This window comes from Mesorhizobium sp. ES1-1, assembly GCF_020164785.1.
GTDB lineage: Bacteria > Pseudomonadota > Alphaproteobacteria > Rhizobiales > Rhizobiaceae > Mesorhizobium.
Window position 1 is genome coordinate 324,889 of record NZ_JAIUGX010000003.1, and the last position, 20,446, is coordinate 345,334.

13 protein-coding genes and 1 pseudogene are annotated in these 20,446 nt (G+C 64.3%); 7 read left to right on the forward strand and 7 right to left on the reverse strand.

The window, feature by feature from the left end:
* Positions 1-5: 5 nt before the first annotated feature.
* Positions 6-284 carry a hypothetical protein gene (locus LB513_RS06895; protein WP_224662712.1) on the reverse strand — a complete coding sequence of 93 codons (279 nt, stop codon included), beginning with the start codon at positions 282-284 and terminating at the stop codon, positions 6-8.
* 198 nt (positions 285-482) lie between these two features.
* Here LB513_RS06895 and typA point away from each other — a divergent pair, with 198 nt between their 5' ends.
* Both typA and LB513_RS06905 read left to right on the forward strand, forming a co-directional pair.
* Entirely contained in the window at positions 483-2,312 is a 1,830-nt protein-coding gene (gene typA, locus LB513_RS06900) for a translational GTPase TypA (RefSeq protein ID WP_224662713.1), read from the forward strand.
* A gap of 163 nt (positions 2,313-2,475) precedes the next feature.
* Complete coding sequence (locus tag LB513_RS06905; RefSeq protein WP_224662714.1) at positions 2,476-3,090, forward strand: LysE family translocator; 615 nt, start codon at positions 2,476-2,478, stop codon at positions 3,088-3,090.
* Between the two features lie 38 nt (positions 3,091-3,128).
* Here the strand turns inward: LB513_RS06905 and LB513_RS06910 are convergent.
* Positions 3,129-3,691: pseudogene (locus tag LB513_RS06910) on the reverse strand (peroxidase-related enzyme).
* A 133-nt stretch (positions 3,692-3,824) separates the two neighbouring features.
* On the opposite strand from LB513_RS06910, the gene LB513_RS06915 reads away from it, so the two are divergent.
* Together LB513_RS06915 and LB513_RS06920 are read left to right on the forward strand one after the other, a co-directional pair.
* The gene (locus tag LB513_RS06915) at positions 3,825-8,624 is read left to right on the forward strand and encodes an NAD-glutamate dehydrogenase (RefSeq protein ID WP_224662715.1); all 4,800 of its coding nucleotides are present in this window, start codon (positions 3,825-3,827) and stop codon (positions 8,622-8,624) included.
* Positions 8,625-8,912: 288 nt separating this feature from the next.
* A complete protein-coding gene (locus LB513_RS06920; RefSeq protein ID WP_224662716.1) occupies positions 8,913-10,289 on the forward strand; it encodes an MFS transporter in 1,377 nt (458 codons plus the stop codon).
* Positions 10,290-10,329: 40 nt separating this feature from the next.
* On the opposite strand, the gene purH is transcribed toward LB513_RS06920, so the two are convergent.
* From purH to htpX, 4 genes are all read right to left on the reverse strand, one after another.
* Positions 10,330-11,946, reverse strand: coding sequence for a bifunctional phosphoribosylaminoimidazolecarboxamide formyltransferase/IMP cyclohydrolase (gene purH, locus LB513_RS06925; RefSeq protein ID WP_224662717.1), 1,617 nt, complete (start codon positions 11,944-11,946; stop codon positions 10,330-10,332).
* A gap of 83 nt (positions 11,947-12,029) precedes the next feature.
* Positions 12,030-13,754, reverse strand: coding sequence for a heparinase II/III family protein (locus LB513_RS06930; RefSeq protein ID WP_224662718.1), 1,725 nt, complete (start codon positions 13,752-13,754; stop codon positions 12,030-12,032).
* 148 nt (positions 13,755-13,902) lie between these two features.
* Positions 13,903-15,291, reverse strand: coding sequence for an RsmB/NOP family class I SAM-dependent RNA methyltransferase (locus LB513_RS06935; RefSeq protein WP_224662719.1), 1,389 nt, complete (start codon positions 15,289-15,291; stop codon positions 13,903-13,905).
* Positions 15,288-16,310, reverse strand: a complete 1,023-nt coding sequence (gene htpX, locus LB513_RS06940; protein WP_224662720.1) for a zinc metalloprotease HtpX — start codon at positions 16,308-16,310, stop codon at positions 15,288-15,290. The genes LB513_RS06935 and htpX overlap by 4 nt, the downstream gene beginning before the upstream one ends.
* 119 nt (positions 16,311-16,429) lie before the next feature.
* Between htpX and LB513_RS06945 the strand changes: the two genes are divergently transcribed.
* On the forward strand, positions 16,430-16,645 hold the full coding sequence (locus LB513_RS06945; RefSeq protein ID WP_224662721.1) for a DUF1674 domain-containing protein: 216 nt from the start codon (positions 16,430-16,432) through the stop codon (positions 16,643-16,645).
* A gap of 35 nt (positions 16,646-16,680) precedes the next feature.
* Here LB513_RS06945 and LB513_RS06950 read toward each other — a convergent pair whose 3' ends face one another.
* A complete protein-coding gene (locus LB513_RS06950) occupies positions 16,681-17,352 on the reverse strand; it encodes an HAD-IA family hydrolase (protein ID WP_224662722.1) in 672 nt (223 codons plus the stop codon).
* Between the two features lie 162 nt (positions 17,353-17,514).
* On the opposite strand from LB513_RS06950, the gene LB513_RS06955 reads away from it, so the two are divergent.
* Both LB513_RS06955 and LB513_RS06960 read left to right on the forward strand, forming a co-directional pair.
* Positions 17,515-18,384: a transglutaminase-like domain-containing protein gene (locus tag LB513_RS06955; protein ID WP_224662723.1), complete on the forward strand. Its 870-nt coding sequence runs from the start codon at positions 17,515-17,517 to the stop codon at positions 18,382-18,384.
* A gap of 297 nt (positions 18,385-18,681) precedes the next feature.
* A complete protein-coding gene (locus LB513_RS06960; RefSeq protein WP_224662724.1) occupies positions 18,682-20,100 on the forward strand; it encodes a TadE/TadG family type IV pilus assembly protein in 1,419 nt (472 codons plus the stop codon).
* Positions 20,101-20,446: the final 346 nt, after the last annotated feature.

The following is a 20,446-nucleotide window of genomic DNA, read 5'->3' on the forward strand; positions in this document are numbered from 1 at the left end:
CGCGATCAGTCCGGGTAGCAGACCATCGGAATGTTCGGCCAGACGGCGCTATCGCAATTGGCCGCGTCCTGTCTCTGCTTGAGAGCGGCACTGACCGGACCCGTCACCATCGGATCGACGCCGTCTGGGGCGTCGGCGAAGACCTGCTCGGCCGAATGCGCGTTGGCCAGGTCAGGCCGGGACTCATTTTGCGACGCCGCCGACTGGGCGGCGTTGGCCGCCACCAGCAAGGCGAACGCCACCGATGCGATCAGCGGCCAAAATCGATTGAGTTTGTCGGTCATCATGGTCGAACTGCCCGGACCCCGAAAGGTTCCGCCTTGGTTAACAAAATCATTTCACACGCGGATGCTTAAGATTTGATGAGTATTTGGTGTCTCGCGTGCCCTTTCGCAATTGCGAAAAACCCTGTATGAGCCGCGCAACCGAAAGAGGCAGCGCCTTTTGGCCTGCTGTCTGCAACGCTCCCGAGACCCAGAAACATGAAAATCCGTAATATCGCGATCATCGCGCACGTCGACCATGGAAAGACCACCCTGGTCGACCAGCTGTTGAAGCAGTCCGGCTCCTTCCGCGACAACCAGCGCGTCGCCGAGCGCGCCATGGATTCCAACGATTTGGAAAAGGAGCGCGGCATCACCATCCTGGCCAAGGCGACCTCGGTCGACTGGAAGGATACGCGCATCAACATCGTGGACACGCCCGGGCACGCCGATTTCGGCGGCGAAGTGGAGCGCATCCTGTCGATGGTGGACTCGGCTATCGTGCTGGTCGATGCTGCCGAGGGCCCAATGCCGCAGACCAAGTTCGTTGTCGGCAAGGCGCTCAAGGTCGGCCTCAAGCCGATCGTCGTGATCAACAAGATCGACAGGCCGGACGCTCGCCATGTCGAGGTGGTCAACGAGGTGTTCGACCTGTTTGCCGCGCTCGACGCCACCGACGAGCAGCTCGACTTCCCGATCCTCTACGGTTCAGGCCGCGACGGCTGGGTTTCCGAAAATCCGGAAGGCCCGAAGGACCAAGGCCTTGCGCCGCTTTTCGATCTCGTCATCAAGCATGTGCCGACGCCGACCGTGCATCCCGGCCCGTTCCGCATGATCGGCACCATCCTGGAAGCCAACCCCTTCCTCGGCCGCATCATCACCGGCCGCATCGAGTCCGGCACGCTGAAGTCCAACCAGCCGGTCAAGGTGCTGCACCATGACGGCACGCTGGTCGAAACCGGCCGCATCTCCAAGATCCTAGCGTTCCGCGGCCTCGAGCGCCAGCCGATCGAAGAAGCACAGGCAGGCGACATCGTCGCCATCGCCGGCCTGTCGAAGGGCACCGTCGCCGACACGTTCTGCGATCCGGCGGTGACAGAGCCGCTGCACGCGCAGCCGATCGATCCGCCGACCGTGACCATGTCCTTCCTCGTCAACGACTCCCCGCTGGCCGGCACCGAAGGCGACAAGGTGACCAGTCGCGTCATTCGCGACCGCCTGCTGCGCGAAGCCGAAGGCAATGTCGCGCTGAAGATCGAGGAATCGCCTGACAAGGATTCATTCTTCGTCTCCGGCCGCGGCGAGTTGCAGCTGGCCGTTCTGATCGAAACCATGCGCCGCGAAGGCTTCGAGATCGCCGTGTCGCGTCCGCGCGTCGTCATGCAGAAGGGCGAGAACGGCGAATTGCTGGAGCCGGTCGAGGAAGTCGTCATCGACGTCGACGAGGAGCATGCCGGCGTCGTCGTTCAGAAGATGTCGGAGCGCAAGGCCGAGATGGTCGAGCTGCGTCCCTCCGGCGGCAACCGCCAGCGCATCGTCTTCCACGCGCCGACGCGCGGCCTGATCGGCTACCAGTCGGAACTCCTGACCGACACGCGCGGCACCGCCGTGATGAACCGGCTGTTCCATGCCTACGAGCCGTACAAGGGCGAGCTGCCCGGCCGCACCAATGGCGTGCTGATCTCCAACGAGCAGGGCGAATCGGTCGCCTACGCCATGTGGAACCTGGAAGACCGCGGCCCAATGGTCATCGATCCGGGCGTCAAGGTCTATCAGGGCATGATCATCGGCATCCATTCGCGTGACAACGACCTGGAAGTGAACGTGCTTAAGGGCAAAAAGCTCACCAACATCCGCGCCGCCGGCAAGGATGAGGCGGTGAAGCTTACCCCGCCGATCCGCATGACGCTGGAGAAGGCTCTAGCCTGGATCCAGGATGACGAGCTGGTCGAGGTGACGCCGAAGACCATCCGCCTGCGCAAGCTCTATCTCGACCCCAATGAGCGCAAGCGCTTTGAGAAGTCGGCCAAGGCGGTCGGCGCGGCCTGACCTGCAATTGCCAAATTTCGAAAGGGCCGAGCACGAACAATGCTCGGCCCTTTCTTCGTTTATAGACCCGCCAAGTTGCGCCACGCATAGCGCCGTCCAGTCCGGCTACCGAAAGTCTTTTGCTTGCGCTAATATCTGATAGTTAAATCAGAGGCCCCGAGCCATGCACCTCACCTCCCTTCTCATCTTCGCCGCCGCTCTGTTCGTTGCCGCCGGCTCGCCCGGTCCGTCGGTCGCCGCGCTTGTGGCGCGGGTCATCTCAAAAGGTTTTCGCGACGTGTTCCCGTTCCTGCTCGCCATGTGGATCGGCGAGGGCATCTGGCTGTCGCTGGCGGTGTTCGGGCTGGCCGTCGTGGCGCAGACCTTCCATTTCGCCTTCGTCATCGTGAAATGGGCCGGCGTCGCCTATCTTGCCTACCTCGCATGGAAGATGTGGACGGCGCCTGTCGAGGCGGGTGCGGGCGAAATGCCGCGCGAGGATTCGGCGCTGAAGCTGTTCTTTGCCGGCATGGCGGTGACGCTCGGCAATCCCAAGATCATGATGTTCTACCTGGCGCTACTGCCGACGATCATCGACCTCGCTTCGGTCAACGTCGTCGGCTGGGTCGAACTGACCGCGACCATGGCGGTGGTGCTTATCGCGATCGATCTCGCCTGGGTGCTGGCCGCCTCGCAGGCGCGCAAGCTGCTGAAAAGCAAGCGCGTCATGAGGATCGCAAACCGCATCAGCGCCACCACGATGGCGGGTGCGGCGGCGGCGATCGCGGCACGATCCTGATCATTAGCTGGGCCTGGATGTAAACTTGGCGCTCGATATTACCGCGCCATGGCGTGGTATTCGTCGTTCGGCCGCATGTCGACGGCGGCCGCCACCCGGTTCGACATGTTGAAGAAGGCCGCTGTCGAGGCGATGTCCCAGATGTCGCGGTTTGTGAAGCCGGCCTCGCGAAGTGCTGCCCGGTCAGCCTCGACGATCTTTGCCGGCTCTTCCGTCAGCTTGACCGCGAATTCAAGCATCGCGGTCTGCTTGGGCGAAAGGTCGGCGGCGCGAAAATTCATCGCCATCATCTCGCCGAAGTCCGGGTCGCCGGAGAGTTGGCGAACCGCCGCGCCATGCGCGGTCAGGCAATAGTAGCAATGGTTGATCGACGAGACGACCACCGCGATCATCTCACGCTCCAGCTTCGAAAGGCCGGAGTCGCCAGCATCAGATCGTTATATGTGTCGGTGAAGGCGCGCAGCTTCTTCTCGTCGAAGGCGTAGGCAAGCAGGACATTGGGCACCAGGCCGAGCTTTTCCTCGCATTTGGCGAAATAGGCTTTCGTCGCCTCGCTCAGCTCTGCTGTGCCGAGCTCAAGAGCGGTGATTTTACCGGACATGGGGTCTTCCTCCTCGTTCTCCGCCGCCTTGCCGTCGAATTCGGATAATTCTCGGCAAGCCGTCAAACCTTTGTCGCCAAATACCCGTCTTCTGCTACCATAATCGTAAAAGCATTCGACGGGAGGAAGTGCGATGGCCAGCGTGAAATCCGTAGCGAAGCCGAAGAAAAAAACTCCGGCGGCGAAGACGGAGGACAGGCCAGCCAAGCTTGCCGACTATTTGCTTGCCCGCGCCCCGGCTGAAGACATTGCTGCCTATAAGGCGGCCGACCTGGAACGCGCGGCCGATCTCGCGGGAAAGGCGGTCGCCGCACACAGGAAGGGTGCGGCCGTGGTCGCCGTCGACGCCGATTCAGGCGTCTTCCGCGAGGGCCGACCGGTGACGGTGATCACAGTCGTCAACGACAATATGCCGTTCCTGTTCGATTCCATACTGGGCGAGATCACCGAGACATCAGGGGAACCGACGCTCGTCACCCACCCGGTCATCGTCGTGCGCCATGGCAAGGCCGGCGTCGACGAGATCCTTGGCGATGGCAGCGCCCTCAAGGACGACGGCAATCACGACCGGCTGAGCGTCGTCCATGTCCACATTCCGCGCCTGACGGATGAGCGAGCGAACGCGCTGGCCGAAAGGCTTCGCAAGATGCTCGACCAGGTGCGCGCCGCCGTCAGCGACTGGAAGCCGATGCTGGCCCGTCTCGACCAGGCGATTTCCGAGTTTCGCTATTCTGCCGTGCCGCTCGACAAGAAGAGCGTTGCCGAGGCCATCGCCTTCCTCGAATGGCTGCGCGACGACAATTTCACCTTTCTCGGCATGCGCGAGTTCAAATACTCCGGCGGCGCGGAGAGCGGCAATCTGGAGCGCGCCGACAGACCCGGCCTCGGCATTCTCGCCGACCCGGACGTGCTGGTGCTCAGGCGCGGCACCGAGGCGGTGACGACCACGCCTGAAATCCGCGCCTTCCTGCATGGGCCGGAGCCGCTCATCGTCACCAAGGCCAACGCCAAGTCGCTGGTGCACCGCCGCATCTATCTCGACTATATCGGGGTCAAGACCTACACCGCCAAGGGCGCGCTGGCGGGCGAATTGCGCATGGTCGGCTTGTTCACGTCGACCGCCTACACGCGCTCGGTGATGAAGATCCCCTATCTCAGGTCAAAGGCCGAAACCATCATCGCCAAGTCCGGTTTCGACCGGCACGACCATTCCGGCAAGGCGCTGATCAACGTGCTGGAGAGCTATCCGCGCGACGAACTGTTCCAAGTGCCGGTGCCGGTTCTGAAGAAGCATGCTGCTGCCATTCTCGGCCTTGTCGAGCGGCCGCGGGTGCGGGCGCTCGTGCGCGCCGACCAGTTCGACCGTTTCGTCTCCATCCTCGTCTTCGTGCCGCGCGATCGCTACGACAGCGTCGTGCGGGAAAGGATCGGCACCTATCTCAAGACGGTGTTCGAAGGTCGTTTGTCGGCTTATTATCCTGCCTTCCCCGAAGGCGGTTTGGCGCGCGTCCACTTCATCATCGGGCGCTCCGGCGGCAAGACGCCGAAGATCGAGCAGTCGGCAATCGAGGCGGCAATCCGCGACATTGTACGCACCTGGGACGATGCGCTGGCCGAAGCGGCGGAAGCCGGTGGCGGCGACCAGGCGTTGAAGGCGATCGCGGCGCGGCTGCCGCAAAGCTACCGGGATTCCTTCAGTGCGGCGGTGGCTCTGACCGATGCCGCGCGCATTGCCGGAATCGACGCCGCCAATCCGATCGCGATCGACTATTATCGCCATGCGGGGCAGAAGCCGCATGAGGCGGCCCTGAAGATCTACCATCATGGTTCCCCGGTGGCCCTGTCCCGGCGCGTGCCGGTGCTAGAAAATATCGGCTTCCGCGTCATCAGCGAGCGCACCTTCGAAGTCGCCGCCGATCCGTCCAGTGATCAGCCTGGCTCTGTCTTCATCCACGACATGGAACTGGAGAACAGCTACGGCAAGCCCATCGACCTCGCCGATGGCGGCAAGCTGTTCGAGGACGCTTTCCTGTCCGCCTGGCGCGGCGATGTCGACAATGACAGCTATAACGGCCTGGCCCAGACCGCCGGCCTATGGTCGGGCGAGATCACCGTCCTGCGTGCCTATGGCCGCTATCTGCAACAGGTCGGCATTCCGCAAAGCCAGGATTTCATCGCCGCCGCATTGAACCGCTATCCCGATATCGCGCGCGGCCTGCATGGGCTGTTCGTCGCCCGGTTGGGCCCGACGGCGGAGACCGACGGTGCGGTAGCGGCAAAGCACCTCACGGCCAAGATCCAGGACGCGCTGGAGGATGTCCCGAATATCGATGACGACACCATCATCCGCCGCTATCTCAATTTGATCGAGGCGTCGCTGCGCACCAACCATTTCGTCCCCGATACCAAGGAGAAAGGCCAGTCGCTGGCGATCAAGCTCGATTCGCAAGCGGTCGAAGGGTTGCCGGCGCCACGGCCATGGCGGGAAATCTTTGTCTACGGCTCAGAGGTCGAGGGGCTGCATCTGCGCTTCGGCCCGGTGGCACGTGGCGGCCTGCGCTGGTCGGACCGGGCCCAGGACTACCGCACCGAAGTGCTCGGCCTGGTCAAGGCGCAACAGGTCAAGAATGCGGTCATCGTACCGGTCGGCGCCAAGGGCGGCTTCTATCCCAAGAAGCTGCCGATGAGCGCCGGTCGCGATGCGATCTTTGAGGCGGGCACGGCGGCCTACAAGAACTTTGTCTCAAGCCTGTTGTCGATCACCGACAATATCGGCCTGGATGGTGTCATTCCGCCGCCCGGAGTGGTGCGGCGCGACCAGGACGATCCCTATTTCGTCGTCGCCGCCGACAAGGGCACGGCGACGTTTTCCGACATCGCCAACGCCATCAGCGAGAAGCACGGCTTCTGGCTCGACGACGCCTTCGCCAGCGGCGGCTCGGCTGGCTACGACCACAAGAAGATGGGCATCACCGCCAAGGGCGCCTGGGAAGCGGTCAAGCGGCATTTCCGCGAAATCAACCGCGACATCCAGACTTCGCCCTTCACCGTGGTCGGCGTCGGCGACATGTCGGGCGACGTGTTCGGCAACGGCATGCTGTTGTCGCCGAAGACGAGGCTGATCGCCGCCTTCGACCATCGCGACATCTTCATCGATCCCGATCCGGACATGGCGGCATCGATGGCCGAGCGCGAGCGCCTGTTCGCGCTGCCGCGTTCGAGCTGGCAGGACTATGACAAGGCCAAGCTGTCGGAAGGCGGCATCATCGTCTCGCGCAGCCAGAAATCGATCACCTTGCCGGCGGCCGCGGCGGCGGCCATCGGCCTGGGCAAGACCACAGCCACGCCAGTCGAGATCATGACCGCCATCCTCAAGGCGCCGGTCGACCTTTTGTGGTTCGGCGGCATCGGCACCTATCTGAGGGCATCCAACGAAACCAATGCCGAGGTCGGCGACCGCGCCAATGACGCCATCCGCGTCACCGCCCTCGAAGTGCGCGCCAATGTGATCGGCGAGGGCGCCAATCTCGGCGTCACGCAACGGGCTCGCATCGAGTTCGGGCTGAATGGCGGCCGTTGCAATTCCGACGCCATCGACAATTCGGGTGGCGTCAATTGCTCCGACGTCGAGGTCAACATCAAGATCGCGCTGGCCTCAGCGATGCGCAAGGGAGCGCTGACCCGCTCAGCGCGCAACAAGCTGCTGGCCGATATGACCAGCGAAGTCGCCTCGCTGGTGCTGTCGAACAATTACGAGCAGACGCTGGCGCTTTCCATCGCCCACAAGCGCGGCCTTGCCGACCTTGCGCATCAGAGCCGGTTCATGACGGCGCTGGAAGCGCGCGGCCTGCTCGACCGGGCCGTCGAGACGCTGCCCTCGCCGGTGGCGCTGGCGGAGCGTGAAGCGCGCGGCGAGCCGCTGACACGGGCGGAACTCGGCGTGCTGCTTGCCTATGCCAAGATCGTGCTGTTCTCCGACATCGTCGCCAGCGACGTGCCCGACGACGCGCATTTCGACCGCGACCTGATGGGCTATTTTCCCGAGCGTATGGCGAAGAAATATAGCGCCGAGATCCATGCCCACCGGCTGCGCCGAGAGATCATCGCGCGGGTCGTCGCCAACGACCTGGTCAATCGCGGCGGCCCGTCCTTCGTCAACCGGCTGCGGGACGCCACGGGGCGAACGGTCGCAGACGTGGTGCGCACATTCGCGGTGGTGCGCGACGGCTTCGCCCTGCCGGCCCTCTATCGCGATATCGATGCCTTGGACAACCAGATCGATGGCCAGGTCCAAGTCGATCTCTACGAGACGGTCAGCCGGCTCATCTACGTGACCAGCGGCTGGTACCTGAAGAACGATATCGGCAGCGCCCCGCTGGTCGAGCGCATCGCCGAATTGCAGGACGCCCGAAAAGCGTTGGAGCCGAAGCTGGTGGCGCTTCTGCCGGCCTTCACGCGCCAGCGCATAGAGGAGAAGCGAGACGGGCTCTTAAAGGCCGGTGCCCCGGAAAAGCTCGCCGAACAGCTGGCGTTGAGCGAGGTGGCGGAACTGATCCCGGACATAGCGCTGACGGCGCGCACGGCCGGCGCCGATATCGTCGCGGCGGCAAAGGCCTATTTCGCGGTCAGTGACGCTTTCCGCATTCCGCGCGTCGAGGACGCGGCGCGCTCGATCACGCCGTCGGATTACTACGACCAACTGGCGCTCTCACGCGCCGTGGACACTATCGGCACCGCGCGGCGCGGCATCGCGGAGGCGGCGCTCACCGCACATGCCGATGCCGCCGACCCGGTGGCGGCATGGCTGGAAGCCGGCGGCGAGCGGGTGGCGCCCATCCGCGAGCGGCTGCAGGCGCTAACCGAAGGCGGCGACATCACCGTGTCGCGGCTGTCCGTCGCCTCGGGGCTGATGAGCGATTTGACGGGGATGTGAGGCTCGACACCTCTCCCCCGATCGACGGGGGAGAGGAAGGGCGCCCCTCCTTTCCCTCCGGAGGGAGAAAGGTGGCGCTGCGAAGCAGCGACGGATTGGGGGAACCACGCGGCAATCAGGTGCCGGCCTGATAAGTCACGTCCGTCACACAAGGCCTATGCTTAGCCTAGATGGGCGCGGGCCGAGGAGCCCAGGAGCAATGAACGACAGTTCGACGCTTGTCGTTTGCGCGGTCGTACAAAACATGCAGACATGACGCCCGACGCGGGCGATGCCAAGGGAATCATCATGGCGGTAGAGACAGTGCAGTGTGCCTCTGGGCGCGGCATCTGGGGATGGATGTTCTTCGACTGGGCGGCGCAGCCCTTCTTCACCGTCGTCACCACCTTCATCTTCGGCCCGTATTTCGTTTCACGCATGGCGGATGATCCCACCACCGGGCAGGCCGTCTGGGGCTATGGCATCGCCGCCGCCGGCCTGGTGATCGCCGTGTTGTCACCCATCCTGGGCTCGATCGCCGACCAGACCGGACCGCGCAAGCCCTGGATCGGGTTCTTCGCCGCGATCAAGATCACCAGCCTTTGCCTGCTCTGGTTCGCCGCTCCGGGCTCCAATCTGTTCCTGGTCGTGGCGTTGTTTTCGCTGGCCTCCGTGGCGGCGGAGTTCTCCACCGTGTTCAACGATTCGATGATGCCGCGCCTGGTGCCGAAAAGCGAAATCGGCCGCATCTCCAACATCGCCTGGGGCCTCGGCTATCTTGGCGGAATGATCGCGCTGATCTTTGTCGTCGCCTGCCTCGCCGGTTCGCCTGAAACCGGCAAGACCATCATCGGCATCGATCCGCTGTTCGGTCTCGACCCGAAGCTGGGCGAAGATGCCAGGGCCACCGGCCCGCTGTCGGCCGGCTGGTACTTCCTGTTCATCCTGCCGATGTTCCTCTTCACGCCGGACGCCATCAAGGGCCTGCCCATCGGTCCGGCGGTGCGCGAGGGACTGGCGGAGCTGAAGGTGACACTGGGCGAAGTGCGCAAGCGCGGCGGCATCTTCCGCTTCCTCATCGCCCGCATGATCTACCAGGACGGCGTCAACGCCCTGCTGGCGCTGGGCGGTACATTCGCGGCTTCTATGTTTCATTGGTCGATCACCGAGATCGGCCTGTTCGGCATCATCCTCAACGTCGTCGCCATTTTCGGGTGCTGGATCGCGGCGCGCCTCGATATGGCGCTCGGCTCCAAGGCGGTGGTGATGATTGCGCTGGTGATGCTGTCGATCGCCACCGTCGGCGTCGTCTCGACCGGACCAGGCTTCACGCTGCTCGGCCTGATCCAACTTCCGGCCGATGATTCCGGCGGGCTGTTCGGCACGGCGGCGGAGAAGGCCTACATCCTCTACGGCCTGCTGATCGGACTGGCCTTCGGGCCCGTGCAGGCGTCATCGCGGTCCTACATGGCGCGCAGCGTGACGGCGGAGGAATCGGGACGCTATTTCGGCATTTACGCGCTGGCCGGCCGGGCCACCAGCTTCCTGGCGCCGTTCCTGGTGGCGACGATCACCGCGCTCAGCGGTTCCGCGCGGCTCGGCATGGCCGTGATCATCCTGTTCCTGGCTGCCGGCATGGCGATCCTGGCTCGCACGCCCTATCCGGCGGATCGCCCGGCGGGATAGCCTGCTTGTCCCTCCCCCCTTGCGGGTGAAGGGACCACGCTCAATGGCGGAAATGCCTCACACCGGTAAACACCATGGCGATGCCGTGTTCATCCGCGGCGGCGATAACGTCCTTGTCGTTCATCGAGCCGCCGGGCTGGATAACGGCGGTGGCGCCGGCTTCGATGGCCGATAGCAGTCCGTCGGCGAAGGGGAAGAACGCGTCTGAAGCGACAACCGAGCCCTTCGTCAGCGGATCGGCAAGCCCGGCGGATGCGGCGGCGTCGAGCGCCTTGCGTGCGGCGATGCGTGAGGAATCGACGCGGCTCATCTGGCCTGCGCCGATGCCGACAGTGGCGCCGTCCCTGGCGTAGACGATGGCGTTGGACTTGACGTGTTTGGCGACGCGGAAGGCGAAGACGAGGTCGGCCATTTCGGCGACCGTCGGCGCGCACTTTGTCACCACTTTCAGGTCGAAATCGTCGATCACGGCATTGTCGCGGCCCTGGACGAGCATGCCGCCGGCGACGGATTTGACCGTGATGCCCGACGTGCGCGGGTCCGGCAGGCCGCCGGCGACCAGCAGGCGCAAATTCTTCTTCGCGGCAATGATGGCCGCCGCCTCCTTGGTGGCGTCGGGCGCGATGATGACTTCGGTGAACGTCTTGACGATCTCTTCCGCCGCCTCGGCATCGAGGATGCGATTGACGGCGACGATGCCGCCGAAGGCCGAGACCGGGTCGCAGGCAAGCGCCTTGGCGTAGGCCGCTTTCAAGGAGGCGCCTTCGGCGACGCCGCACGGGTTGGCGTGCTTGATAATGGCGACGGCGGCGGACCGGCCGGCATCGAACTCGCCGACCAGCTCGAAGGCGGCTTCGGTGTCGTTGATGTTGTTGTAGGAGAGCTGCTTGCCCTGCAGCTGCCGCGCGGTGGCCACGCCCGGCCGCTTGTCGCCATTGACGTAGAAGCCGGCGCTCTGGTGCGGGTTCTCGCCGTAGCGCATCACCTCGACCAGCCTGCCGCCAAAGGCGCGCCACGTCGGATGTTCGATCTCCAGCGCCTCGGCGAACCAGCCCGAGATCGCGGCGTCATAGGCGGCAGTGCGGGCGAAAGCCTTGGCCGCCAGCCTCTTGCGGAAATCCAGCGACAGCGATCCGATGTTCATCTCCAGCGCATTCAGCAGTGAGGCGTAGTCGCCGGGATCGGTGACGATGGCGACATAGGCATGGTTCTTGGCCGAGGCGCGGATCATCGCGGGACCACCAATGTCGATATTCTCGACGATCGACGCATAGTCGGCGCCGGAGCGGCGCACTTCCTCGAACGGGTAGAGGTTGGACACGACGAGATCGATCGGCTCGATGCCGTGTTTGCGCATCGCCGCGGCATGCTCCGGGTCGTCGCGTACGCCGAGCAGCGCGCCGTGCACCGCGGGGTGCAAGGTCTTGACGCGGCCGTCCATGATTTCGGGAAACTCGGTGAGTTCGGAGACGTCGCGAACCGCCAGGCCCACCTCGGCGATCGCCTTGGCCGTGCCGCCGGTCGAAACCAGTTCCACGCCGGCCGCTGCAAGCGCGGTGGCGAGGTCGATGAGGCCGGTCTTGTCGAAGACGGAGAGCAGCGCGCGACGGACCGGGACGAGGTCGGGAGCTGGGATGTTCTTGGCGGCGACGGCCATGAGCTGGCGGCCTTTCACGGCTGGTGTGGAGGATGCCGCGCCGTAGCACAGGATATCGGGAAATCAAACCGGCGCCGAGCCGCTCAGTTGCTTTGCGGGTGACCGGCGGTGCTGGTGCGCGTCAGTTGCCAGTGGACCTCGGGCACTTCCGATGCCTTGAAGGCAAGCACGATCTGTCGGCTGCGCCGCGGTCCGCCAAGGCCAGCGAAATAGATCGATTCCTCGACGTCGGGGGCCACTTCAGTGCAGGTGAACACCCAGCTATCAGCCTGCTCGCCGGTCAGGACCAGACGGTCGTGCTCGTCCTGCAGCAGGTTGATGTCGGGATGGACGTGGAAGCGCACGGTGACGAAGTCGCGGCCATTGTTGCGGATCGCCGCGTTGCCGGGGCGCTGGAACCGGTCCCGGCCGGTCAGCACATTGCCGTTGGCGGACAATCGGAGCTCGCGCTCGTGCAGGAAGCCGAAGCGCTGCAGATACCCGTCATGGCGGGCGATGAAGCCTTGGACGCCCTTCTGGTCGATGCGCTTGCACGGAACATGCTGGGGCCCGCCGATCAGCGGCGAACCGAGCAGGTCGTTGACCCGCAGCGAGTGGCTGAACCGAGCCGACGAGGTGTCGTTGATGGTGGCGGTCGAATGCGCGGCGGTGGCGCGCGCCAGCGGCCGGAACTCTGCGGCCCCATAGGTGTCGATGCCGGCATTGACGATGTAGTGGTGGCGGCCGGACGACAGTTCGAAGGCAAGGCAGCCGGCATGCGCGGCATTGGACACGTCGATGGGCGGCGGCAAGCCGGTGTCGGCGATGACCGTGGCGCCGCCCATCGACAGGCGCTCATACCCCGAATGCGGCGCGTGCAGCAGCGGCGACCCGGCGGTGTCGTCGTGGCGAAGGATGGTGGCGATGCGGTCGTGGATGGTGGCGCCCATGCCGTTGAAGCGGGCGAGGCTGCCGTCCTGATGGCGGAAGAAGCGCAGCGCTGGCAGCATGCGGTCGATGGCGCCCATTAGCGCCTGCGGCGGCGTTTCGGCCTGGTTGGCGTATGTCTGGCGCAGTGGCAGAAGGTCGGCGAGTATCTCCAGCACCGCCATCGGATTGCGTGAGATGTGGCCGCCATCGGCAAGGATCTGACGGTCGAGTTCCTCGGCAAGGTTGCGGGTCGCGCCGCGTAGCGCCGACGCCGGCGCGGGCAGGGACAGGGCGGCGAAGGCGAGCGCGATGCGGGCGCGCAGCCTGTCCTTGCCATCCGGCATTTCGCGCGCCATCGAACGGAGATAGCGGATCTGGATCGCAAGCGATTTCAGGAACGCCCTGTAGAAGGGAAACTCGGCCCCCTGCAGCACGACCGAGGAATGCTGGAGCCAGGCGATGATGCGCTTGGCCGTGGTGCCGGGCTCCCAGGCAACGCCGGAAATATGGCTTCCATGGATGGCGATCCAGTCGGAAACCAGCGCCCGGGCGTTGGCGGCGGCGAGTTCCGTGCCCGCGGCGCGCATATGGCGCAGCCAGCGAAAGCCGTGCAGCGTCTTGCGCCAACCGCGATTGGGTACGTCGATCTGGAACGGCGACTTGCCGCCGGTTTCAACCAGATGTCCCGACAGGGGATAGCGGCCGTAATAGATCTCGAGCGCGATCTGCGGGTCGGCCAGACGCAGGTCCGGCGGCGCGATCAATACGCGTTCCGGCGTCCGGCCGGAGTAGCGCCAGCGATAAACCGGGCCGGCACGAAGGCGCCGGCGCGTCTTGCGCCAGAACTCCTTCGCGACAAGCGTCCAAAGACGCGTCGTGTTGCCGGCAGCAAGTGCCAAGACCCCTCCTGATCGGGTTCTTCCCCCTCGCAAGTTTATATGATCGAGCGACTCGTGCGAAGGCGAATTCCATCGGCAGGCCCCGCTTCATCCGGTTTTGAACCGGTTTCTCCCTGAAAAAGGCCCGCTATCGCCTGAGCTCGCGTCCTTAGCCGGCTCTCATCATGCGCGCGGCGAAAAAGCCGTCCAGCCCGGAGCGTTCGGGCGTGCCGAGGTCGAGGTCGGCGGGTGTGGTGCGCAGCGTGCCTTGCGGCGTCAGGAATGCATCAATGCCCTGAATCTCGCCCTGCCCCACCGGATCGTGGGTGATTGCGGGGGTAGCGGCCAGAAAGGCGCGGTAGAGCTCCTCCCCCTCGAGCGGATCGAGCGAGCAATTGGAAAAGACGATCCGGCCGCCGGGCCTGACCAGGGTGACGGCGCGAGCCAGCAGCCGCTCTTGCAGGCCGGCGAGCTTTTCGACGTCGGCGGCGGTCTTGGTCCAAGGCACGTCGGGATGGCGCCGCACCGTACCGGTCGACGAGCAGGGCGCGTCGAGGAGCACCGCGTCGAACAGCTCCGCCGGCTCGTATTTGAGCAGGTCGGCCTGGACGATCTCGGCCGACAGACCAAGACGCTCAAGGTTGGCCGCAAGCCGAACCAGTCGGTTCTTCGAGGTGTCGACGGCGGTCACCCTGGCGCCTGCGAGAATGAGTTGCGCGGTCTTGCCGCCGGGCGCCGCGCAAAGGTCGGCGACACGCAATCCCGCGATGTCGCCGAACAGCCGCGCCGGCAGGCTGGCAGCCGCATCCTGCACCCACCAGGCGCCGTCGGCGAAGCCCGGCAGTTCGGGGATGGCGCCGGCAGCATTTTCCACGCGCACGGTGCCGGTCGGCAGGACGATGCCGCCCAGTTTTTCGGCCCACAGTTCGGGATTGGTCTTGACCGTGAAGTCCACCGGCGCCTCAACGCGGTGGGCTTGGAGGATCTGCCTGGCCTTTTCGGTGCCGTATGTGGATTTGAGCCGGTCGGAAAACCATCCCGGGGCTTCGTCGGTGGCGGCAAGGGCTGCCGGCAGTTCGGTCTCCTTGGCGCGGGCCAGCGTGCGCAGCACGCCGTTGACGAGGCCGGAGAAGCGCTGCGTGCGCGGATCGGACTTGGCGTGGGTCACGGCGAGGTCGACGGCGGCGCTGTCGGGAATGTCGAGGAACAGGATTTGTGCAGCCGCCACATGCAGGATGTGCGACAGCGCGGTGGCGTTGGGCGGCAGCGACTTTTCCAGGCGGCGCGCCAGCAGCCCCGTGATCGTCATGCGATAGCGCAGTGCGGTGACCAGGATGGCGCGAACCAGACCACGATCGCGCAGATCGAGCGCCCTGTATTGCGGGTGGCCGTTCTCGTGATCGGTCAGTCCATCGAGCGGCGTTCTGGCGTCGATGACAGCGGCAAGCAGTCGCGCCGCCGCCTTGCGGGCGGCGAGGCCGGCAACGAATTCGCCGTCTTCCCTATGTTCTGGATTAGCTGAAAACGTACGTCGAGGACCCCTGTCGGCCACGCTCACGACCACCGGCCTCTGGGCCCTGTCGGATTGCGACCCCATGGATTGGGCTTCGGCTTGTCAGGTTCGGCTGGGGGAACCGGCCGCGCAGCCCTGTCCCAAGGCCCCGACGGTCCGGCTTGATCCGCCTGCGCAGGTGTCGCGGGCTGGCGTTGCGCGTCGGCTGCGCCTTTCCCGGTCATCTCGCGCGCCATAGCCTGCAGGGCCGCGATGCGGTTATCGGTGCTCGGGTGTGTGGAAAACAGGCTGTCCATGCGCTCGCCGGAAAGGGGGTTGATAATGAAAAGATGCGCGGTTGCCGGATTGCGCTCGGCATCGGGGTTGCGGATGCGTTCGGCGCCTCGCGCGATCTTGTCAAGGGCAGAGGCCAGCCAGAGCGGGTGTCCACAGATTTCGGCGCCGCGCCGGTCGGCTTCGTATTCGCGGGTGCGGCTGACCGCCATCTGCACCACCATGGCGGCAAGGGGCGCCACGATCATAGCGGCCAGCACGCCGACAAAGCCGACCGGATTGTTGTTGTCGCGATTGCCGCCAAGGAAGAAGGCGAAATTGCCAAGCATGGAGATGGCGCCGGCAAAGGTCGCGACGATGGTCATGGTCAGCGTGTCGCGGTGCTGGACGTGGGCGAGCTCGTGCGCCATCACGGCTGCGACCTCTTCGTGCGTCAGCGCCTGCAAGAGGCCGGTGGAGGCGGCAACCGCCGCGTTCTGCGGGTTGCGGCCGGTGGCGAAGGCGTTAGGCTGCGGGTTGTCGATCAGATAGGTTCTCGGCATTGGCAGGCCGGCCTGCTTGGCCATCGCCTCAACAATGGCGTAGTATTCCGGCGCGCTCCCTTCGTCGACCTCCACGGCGTTGTTCATCGACAGCACCATCTTGTCGGCGTTCCAATAGCTGAACAGATTGGTGCCTGCGGCGACCAGCAGCGCGATCATCATGCCGCCCGAGCCGCCGATGAGGAAACCGACGCCCATGAACAACGCCGTCATAGCGGCGAGAAGCATGGCGGTGCGCAGAGTGTTCATCGTCGGCTCCCGTCCGGGTGGTGAGGAAAAGGGGTCGATCCTCGTCGTTGCATCGCTATATGATGGGAAACGCAGCCCGCAGTTTCAATTGACCGGGTTCAATCCGCCGGATTTATCACATGACCGAAGACATCAGTATAATTACCGCCACCGACGAGGCACCGCAAAAGCTTCTGACGCCGGCCGCCCGCCGCGCCTTGGCCGAGGCCGAAGCCCGACGGACAGACTATCGCCAGAAGGAAGCCGCCGTGCCGAAGGAAATCGGCGGCCGCGGCGGCAAGGAGCCCGGCCGCTACGGCGACTGGGAGGTAAAGGGCCTGACCAGCGATTTCTGATGCCTATGACGAAAATCTAGTCGCGGAACTTCAGATTAGGAAGCCGCCGCGCTTTGCCTCATCTCGAGGGCGAGGCGGCCATTGGCGTCGGTGACCACCCTGACGTCGCTGTAATTCGAAATAGTGGCGAGCGGCGTTTCCATCCTGTGCTGGTGCGTCGCGGTGATGACGAGCACCTCGGCGCCGGCAGCCTCCCCCGCCTGAATGCCCGGAACGGCATCCTCGAAAACGAGGCAGTCGCCGGCGTCGGCGCCAAGCCTCTGCGCCGCCAGCAGGAAACAGTCCGGCGCCGGCTTGCCGTGCAGCACGTCCTCGGCGGTGATGATGGTCTCCGGAAGGGGCAGGCCCGCCGCTTCGATCCGGCGCAGCGCCAGTTCACGCGGCGAAGAAGTCACGATGGCCCAGCGCCGGCTTGGCAGCGACGCCAGGAAGGCAGCGGCGCCCGCGATCGCCTCGATGCCATCGACATCGGCGATTTCGGCCTGGGTGATCTCTTCGGCCTCGCGCTGCGGATCGACCCCCGGCAGCGCCAGCCGGCTGACGGTTTCGATCGCGCGTCTGCCATGCATGGTGGGCAGAAAAGTTGCGACGTCGAGGCCGTGACGCCGCGCCCAGTCGCTCCACACACGTTCGGCCGCAGCGGTCGAATTCAGGACCGTGCCGTCCATGTCGAAAAGAAAGGCGGCGAATTTTCTGCCGGAGAACATGGGCGTCCTTTGACGGGTGTTGACGGGAGCGCGGGCACCCTAGCGGCGTGTCCGCGGAATGGGAAGCCGCACCTTAGGTCTTTTCAACGCCGCGCGGGAACTCCGTCAATCCTGCGGCGTTTGAACAAAACGGTTTTTCCTGGACAATCGAAAGAGGGCTATATGCTGATCCGCCTCGGCTACGAAATCGCGATCGAGTGCACCGAGGCCACACCGGTGATTTCGCTGCTGGAGATTCACAGGGACCGGCAAGCCGACATCAAGCGCCAGACCCGCGTGCTGACGTCGCCTTCCATACCCACCACCGTCTATCAGGATCTGCATGGCAACACCTGCCGCCGCTTCACGGCGCCCGCCGGCGGGTTTCGCATCCTCTATGATGCCGTCGTCTCGGACAGTGGGGAGCCTGATGAGGTCAACACGCTGGCCAAGGAAGTGCCGGTGGCGGAGCTGCCGGACGAGGTGCTTTTCTACCTCCTGGGCAGCCGCTACTGCGAAACCGACCATCTGAGCGATCTCGCCTGGCAGCTGTTCGGCCATGTCCCTGCCGGCTGGGCCCGGGTCCAGGCGATCGTCGACTATGTCCACAACAGGCTGTCATTCGGCTATGGCTATGCCCGATCGACACGCACTGCGGCGCAGGCCCATGACGAGAGGGTCGGAGTCTGCCGCGACTTCGCCCATCTGGCGATCACGCTTTGCCGCTGCATGAACATCCCGGCCCGCTACGTGAACGGTTATCTCGGCGATATCGGCGTGCCGGCCGATCCGTCGCCGATGGATTTCTCGGCCTGGATGGAGGTGTTCCTCGACGGCAAATGGTACACGTTCGATCCCCGCCACAACACACGAAGGATGGGCCGGGTCGTCATCGCGCGTGGCCGCGACGCCACCGATGTGCCGCTGCTGCATAGTTTCGGCCCGCACCGGCTTAGCCTGTTCAAGGTCTGGACCTACGAGCAGGAAGGCAATCTGTTCAACCCACCCTATCACGGCGTCGACAGGACGGTCAGAGCCCAGATGTTGGCCTGAGGGCGGATTGCCCGGATTTTCGATGCAGGTGGTCCGTTGCGGCACAGCAACCGTGTGCCGCAACAGGACGCTCATGAGTTTCGACGTGATCAGGGCGCGAGCATGGTAAACAGGGCGTAAACGTACGCGCTGAAGCGCGTGTTCTTTAACCAGGCGCTAACCACGCTGAGTTTCGCAGTCAAACAAAAACAATGACTTGGGCGTGCTCCACATGAGCCCTCCGACCGCCCGTATCGCCCGGCTCTAATCCTGCATTGAACCTCCACGGCAGCAGGCCGAGGCAGCGGAGGGGGTTGGATGCGAAATCACGGAGCTTTTGTTAAGGCGGCACGCGCTTTCGCCAGAGATCGCGGCGGGAATTTAGCGGTGTTATTCGGTCTTACCGCGTCGGTCCTGGCGCTAGGGGTCGGCTTTTCGGTCAACATAACGCAGCTTTACAATGCCAGATCGAGCCTGCAGGGCGTGGTCGACGCCGCCGTGACGTCGACCGCGCGCGACCTGACGACCGGGGTCATCAGGGAGGCCGATGCCAACAAATCGGTGCAGGCTTTCCTCGATGCCAACAGTCAGGCCGGCGTCCTGCAGGCCAACCAGATCGTCATGGACAGGCTGATCGTCGACAAGACCGCCAAGACGGTGCAGGCGGATGTGCATGCCGATGTCGCCCTGTATTTCCCGATGTTCGGCCTGAGCGACACGCGACGTGTCGGCGCTTCGACCACCGCGCTCTATTCCGACAAATCCATCGAAGTGGCCATGATGCTCGATGTGACAGGATCGATGGCGCAGAACGTCCGGGCCAAGACCAACAAGATCGGCGACCTGCAAACCGCCGCTTCCGCGGCCGTGACGGATTTGCTGGACAACAATATCGATCCGAGCAATCCACGCGTGCGCGTTTCGATCATTCCCTACGCCGAGGCGGTCAATACGGGCGGCCTGGCCGGGAGCGTCTTCGTCGAACAGAATGGCGGGCCGGATCTACCGCCGCCCGTCGATGCGCCGATTTCGGTATCCGCGGTGACAGCCCCGGACAAATGCGCCACCGAGCGCAAGGACAACGATGGCTACGCCGATTATTCCTCAGACGGGCCATCCCAGCCTCGGCGGAACAACAGCGGCAAGACCTACCTTGCCAGGGTCAACCGCGACGATCGCATGAAGACCTGCCCCAAGCCGGCGCTCATTCCGTTGACGGCGGACAAGCAGAAATTGCTCGACACGATCGCTGCCTTCAAGGCCGATGGCGTGACCGCCGGCGGCATCGCCGCGCAATGGGGCTATTATATGCTTTCACCGACCTGGCGACCGGCCATCATCGATGCAGGGCTCGGGACCGGCCCCGCCAATTTCGACCTGAAGAAGGTGGCCAAGGTCGCTATCCTGATGACGGACGGCCAGTTCAACACTGCATTCGCCGGCGGGCGCGGCGCGCCGAAATCACAGAATGCCGGCCAGATGTCGCGAAGCAATGCCGAAGGCATCTGCGCCAACATGAAACGCGACGGCATAGAGATATTCACGATCGGCTTCGATCTCGACGATCCGTCCATGACATCGACCGAAAGGGATCAGGCCAAGACGGTGCTGCAGCATTGCTCGACCGCCGACACGTCATCGCTGAAGCATTATTACGAAGCGGCGACGGGGCCGGAACTGGACGATGCCTTCAGCGCCATTGTGCAGAACATCGAGCGGCTCACCGTCACCAAGTGAGCCCGAGCTGAACGAACGATCGAGCCTGGCGGCGACCAAAAAGGAAAAGGCCGCCGCTTCTTGGCGAAGCTGGCGGCCTTCCGTGTTTCCGTCCGTGGCGCGGCCCTTGGAGATGACCGGTGGGTCATCCGCCGCGCATTTCGCGCCTTAACGGGAAGACTGCTTCCCGAAAGTGCAATCCGCTGAGGCCACGTTCTGGAAAACGAAATCACTCGACATCGGATCACCTCCTTTCGATTTGTTGAACACACAGACAGAATGGGGTGCATTGCGGCAAATGACAAGATGCCGAACTGCAAAAAGGGCGCCGTGGCAGATCGCGGGTCATCGCCGCATGGGGTGTGGC